Origin of the sequence: Streptomyces sp. NPDC006476, assembly GCF_040612015.1 — a bacterium.
Lineage (GTDB): Bacteria > Actinomycetota > Actinomycetes > Streptomycetales > Streptomycetaceae > Streptomyces > Streptomyces griseorubiginosus_B.
The window spans coordinates 1-3052 of sequence record NZ_JBEXPK010000232.1 but is presented as its reverse complement, the minus strand read 5'-3'; the positions used below and the strand labels follow the sequence as shown (position 1 = coordinate 3052).

Sequence of the window (3052 nt, the reverse complement as noted above, 5' to 3'; positions counted from 1 at the left end):
GCGCCGCCGAAGACGGCGGCGCCGTAGTCCGAGGTGAGCAGGGTGAACTCGCGGGTCTCGGCGGCCGGATCGAAGTCGGCCTGGCTGGTGAAGACCCGCTCCAGCATGTTGCACGCGGTGGCGCTGCGGTCGCGCAGGGCGGCGCCGAGCGGGGTCAGTTCGTAGGTGTTGCCCGTGCGGGCGAGCAGTTCGTCGTCGAAGTGGCGGCGCAGCCGGGACAGTGCCGCGCTCATCGCGGGCTGGCTCAGTCCGATGCGCTCACCGGCCCGGGTGACGTTGCGCTCCTCCAGCAGCGCGAGCAGGGCGACGACTAGATTTTCATGGCAAGGCTCGCGCAACCCGCCGGCTTATTCGCGCTCGGCACGCTCTCCACCGAGGACGGGGCCCAATTCCCCGGCCTGGTGGTCCGGGACCGGGTGCTGGATGTACGTCAGGCTCTGGCCTGGGTGCTGGCCGACGTGCGCTCCGTACTGGAACGGTGGAAGGAGGCCCTCCCCGTCCTGCACGTCCTCGCGGACGAAGACGCCCTGGGCTGGCGACCGCTGGCGTGCCTGCGGGTGCACGCGCCCGTCGAACCCCGGCAGATCTTCCAGTCCGGCGCCAACTACCGCCAGCATGTGATCGACCTGGAGGTCGCTCACCGCTCCCGCGACGACCCGCGCACGGTCGAGGAGGCGCGCGCGGAGATCGCCGCGGTGATGGACCGCCGGGCGCGGAGGACTGCCGTACGTCTTCATCGGGCTGCCGAGCGCGATCACCGGACCGTACGACGACGTTGTCCTGCCCGCCTGGGCCCAACGGCCCGGACTGGGAGCTGGAGTTGGCGGCCGTCATCGGCAAGCCCACGCATCGGGTGTCCGTCGACGAGGCCATAGAGTGCGTGGCGGGCTACACGATCGCCAATGACCTCACCGACGGCGGCAGCGTTTTCCGGCGGGACATGAAGGCCATCGGCACTGATTGAGATCGTTTCATCTTGAACTCGCAGGTCGGGCCGCTGGCGTGGGTGGAGATTGACGCGCTCGTGCTGGTCTCGGACGTGATTATTAGCAGGTGATCGTCTGCCGCGGGCGGGTTCGCGGGTTCTGGGGTGGTCCGCCCGAGGCGTCTCTTAGGTTCCGCAACGGGAGGGAGGCGCATGGTGGACGTGCTGACGTGGACGATCGAGCGGCGGATGCGACTGACGGAGCGGGCCGAGTTGCTGCGCAAGGAGTTGGCGGAGATTGACGCCGAGCTGAGCCGGCTGGAGGCGGCCGAGGTGGTGTTCGGTCAGTGGGCCGAGGCGACGGACGGGGGACGGCGGCCGTCGGGCATCGTGGAGCCGGAGCCGGAGCCGGAGCGCGTCGCGGCTGGGCCGGGTGCGGGTGGGATGCGGTTGGTGCCGGACCGTGTCGAGGGGATGGGGCTGGAGGCCCTGACCTCGGAGTACCAGCGGATCATGGAGATCGTGGCCGGGGCGGACCGTCCGGTGATGGCCAAGGACGTCGCGATGGCACTGGGCCGGGAACTCACACCGGGCAAGGTCGAGCCGGTCCGCGGTCAGTTGCGCAAACTCGCCGACCGGGGCTGGCTGAAGCGGACCGGATCGGGGCGCTACCTGCCGCGCTGACCGGTGGGGGAGGCAGCGGACCGGCCGGTTCCCGCCGTAACGCGAGGGCCCCCGGCGGGAGTTGGTTCGCGTGTGAAGACTCACCGCCCCGTCGAGGGCACTCGCGATGCTGTCTACCAGGTTCGGCTCCCCGTGTCGAAGCGGACCATCGAACTCGTCGCCGGCCTGATACGCGGGCGGCGCAAGCAACTCGGCACCCGCTGGCGCAAGGTCACCCCGGGGACCCAGGCGATCGTCGTGCTCGCCGTGCTCCGTCACGACCAGCGGCTTCTCGACATGGTCGGCGGCAACGACGTCTCCACCTCCACCGTGCGCCGCTGGGTCCTGGAAGTCCTCGGCCTGCTCGCTGCCCGGGCCCCGCGTCTGGACCGTGCCCTGAAGAAGATCGCCCGTCGGGGCGGTGCGGTGGTCCTGCTGGACGGCACCCTCGTGCGTACCCGCCGCCGCACCGGGGCGGACAACCGCAAGAACTACAGCGGGAAACATAAGGCCCATGGCCTGCTCTTCCTCGCGCTGACCGACGAGAAGGGAAACCTGATCTGGATCTCTTCCGCACGCCCCGGCCGGGCCAGCGAGATCACCGCTGCCCGCCACGACCACATCACCAGGCATCTGCGCGAGACCGGTCTCGGCGCCCTGGCCGACCTCGGCTTCGTCGGCCTGGACGACGACCCCGACGATGCTCCGGTCATCATCACCGGCCGCAAGGCGACCCGCTCCCACCGCCTCACCGACGCCGAGAAGGAGGCGAACCGGCTGGTCAGCCGCGAACGCGCCGCCGTCGAGCACGGCTTCGCGAGCCTGAAGACCTGGCGCATTCTGACCAAGGTCCGCATGAACGTCCATCACGCCACCACGCTGCTACGAGCCCTGCTCGTTCTGGCGAACCACGAAGTCCAGCGGTGACAGACGATCACCCGACGGCGATCACTCCGCCTGCCAGCACGAGGACCGCATCACGGACTCACACCAGTACCACGACCTGCGAGTTCACGATGAAACGATCTCATTGGCTGCGGTCCAAGAAAGCCCCTGGATTCACCCCGCTCGGGCCGTGGACCGTCCCCGCCGAGTCGATCGCAGACCCCAGTGACCCGCGGGTCACCCTCAACCTCAACGGACAGATCATGCAGGACGAGTCCACCAAGGGCATGCTCTTCAGCATCGCACGGCTGGTGTCGTACATCTCCCAGACGTCCCAACTCCTTCCCGGTGACCTGGTGCTGACAGGCAGCCCGGCCGGCAACGGCATCCACTGTGGTCGTCTGCTGCGCGACGGCGACGTCATGGAGGCCTCCATCACAGGGCTCGGCGTCCAGCGCACGCGCTGTGTCACAGAGGAACCCACGCCATGATCGACCGCACGGCCCCTGAACGGGCGGTCGCTGAGGCGGCCAAGGCATACTCGAAATGGAGCCGTTGGGGCGAGGACGACGTCCAGAT

General features: G+C 69.1%; 3 protein-coding genes and 2 pseudogenes. 4 read left to right on the top strand and 1 reads right to left on the bottom strand.

Annotated features, from left to right (window positions below):
- Positions 1–338, bottom strand: a 338-nt coding sequence (locus tag ABZZ74_RS53400; protein WP_356951342.1) for a LysR family transcriptional regulator, incomplete at its 3' end; no start/stop codon positions are given.
- On the opposite strand from ABZZ74_RS53400, the pseudogene ABZZ74_RS53395 reads away from it, so the two are divergent.
- The 4 genes and pseudogenes from ABZZ74_RS53395 to ABZZ74_RS53380 form a co-directional block, all read left to right on the top strand.
- Positions 321–961: pseudogene (locus ABZZ74_RS53395) on the top strand (fumarylacetoacetate hydrolase family protein); the annotation flags it as partial. The gene ABZZ74_RS53400 and the pseudogene ABZZ74_RS53395 overlap by 18 nt on opposite strands.
- A 177-nt stretch (positions 962–1138) precedes the next feature.
- Positions 1139–1609, top strand: coding sequence for a hypothetical protein (locus tag ABZZ74_RS53390; RefSeq protein WP_356951341.1), 471 nt, complete (start codon positions 1139–1141; stop codon positions 1607–1609).
- Between the two features lie 132 nt (positions 1610–1741).
- Positions 1742–2515 (top strand): transposase family protein, encoded by a 774-nt coding sequence (locus ABZZ74_RS53385; protein ID WP_356951340.1) that lies wholly within the window; start codon positions 1742–1744, stop codon positions 2513–2515.
- A gap of 98 nt (positions 2516–2613) precedes the next feature.
- Positions 2614–2964: pseudogene (locus tag ABZZ74_RS53380) on the top strand (fumarylacetoacetate hydrolase family protein); the annotation flags it as partial.
- Positions 2965–3052: the final 88 nt, after the last annotated feature.

Excerpts from the sequence above, each read along its gene's own strand:
- ABZZ74_RS53390 (WP_356951341.1), top strand. The coding sequence starts at position 1,139 with ATGGTGGACGTGCTGACGTGGACGATCGAGCGGCGGATGCGACTGACG.